Origin of the sequence: Micrococcus sp. Mcc28 (genome assembly GCF_024519775.1) — a bacterium.
Taxonomy (GTDB): Bacteria; Actinomycetota; Actinomycetes; order Actinomycetales; family Micrococcaceae; genus Micrococcus; species Micrococcus luteus.
On the sequence record NZ_JALJRH010000039.1, the window covers coordinates 1 to 1,205 of the forward strand.

The 1,205-nt window shown below is 67.8% G+C and carries 1 protein-coding gene; it reads right to left on the reverse strand.

The annotated features are described in order from the left end of the window. A protein-coding gene (locus tag NR073_RS11000; protein WP_256748834.1) for an IS3 family transposase occupies positions 1–1,122 on the reverse strand; the annotation gives its coding sequence in 2 pieces (ribosomal slippage) (positions 1–852 and positions 852–1,122; 1,123 coding nt annotated over the 2 pieces). This gene is flagged as partial in the annotation. Between the last annotated feature and the right edge of the window lie 83 nt (positions 1,123–1,205).

Below are 1,205 nucleotides of genomic sequence, written 5' to 3' on the forward strand. Positions count from 1 at the left end.
CGGTTTCCATTTGATGGGTGCACTGCCGAGCGTACTCGGCTGGGGTTAGGTAGCCGAGCGAGGAGTGCCGGCGGTGGTGGTTGTACTCGTCCTTCCAGTCGCCGATGATGACCTGTGCGTGCAGCAGCGAGTAGAAGCTGTTGATGTTGAGGCACTCGTCGCGGATCCGGCTGTTGAACGACTCGACGTACCCGTTGCGCCACGGCGAGCCCGGAGGGATGTAGGACAGGCCGGTGCGGGTGCCGGCCCAGTCGGCCATCGCCTCGCTGATGAACTCCGGCCCGTTGTCCGACCTGAGCACCGCCGGGGCGCCCCGGGCGGCGACGAGGTCCTCGAGGTGGGCGGTGAGTCGGTCGGCGGTAATCGAGCGCTCCACGAGCCCGCCGATGCACTCCCGGGTGTGTTCGTCGACGATCGAGCAGATCTTGATCGGCCGTCCGTGCTCGTCGACGTCGAACTGGAAGTCCACCGCCCACACCACGTTCGGCGCGTCCGCCGTCGGCGCGTCGACGGTCGAGGACCCGACGCGCTTGCGTCGACGCCGCTGCGGGACCCGGAGCCCTTCGTCACGCCACAGGCGTTGGATCTTCTTGTGGTTCACCACCCACCCCTCGGCGCGGGCGTCGTGATACGCCCGCCGATACCCGTAGCGGGGATGGTCCTTCGCCCAGGCGCGCAGCCACTCCCTGAGCGCCCGATCCGGGTCCGCGACCGTGTCGCCCTTGAGCGGTCGCCGGTACGCGGAGCGGCTCAGCCCGACCAGACGGCACGCCATCCGTTCGCTCACCCGCAACTTGCCCTTGAGGTGATCGACGGCGGCGCGGCGCCTGTCCGGGCTTAGAAGTTTCCCTCAGCCAGCTCCTTGAGCGCGGCCTTCTCCAGCTCCGCTTCCGCGAGCAGACGCTTCAGGGTCGCGTTCTGCTTCTCCAGCTCCTTCAGGCGCTTTGCGTCGTCGGCCTTGAGGCCGCCGTACTGGTTCCGCCACCGGTAGTACGTCTGCTCGGACACCCCGAGCTCCCGGCACACCGCCGCGACGTCCTGACCATCGGCGAGCATCCTGTCGGCCTGCCCGAGCTTACGGACGACCTGCTCGGGGGTGTGACGCTTCCTGCTGTTCGTCATGATCTGACCAGTCTCCCTGCCCGCGACCGCGGGCAACAGGACGACTCTCATAACGACTGGACCTACGAAACGGGGTCAGCCCA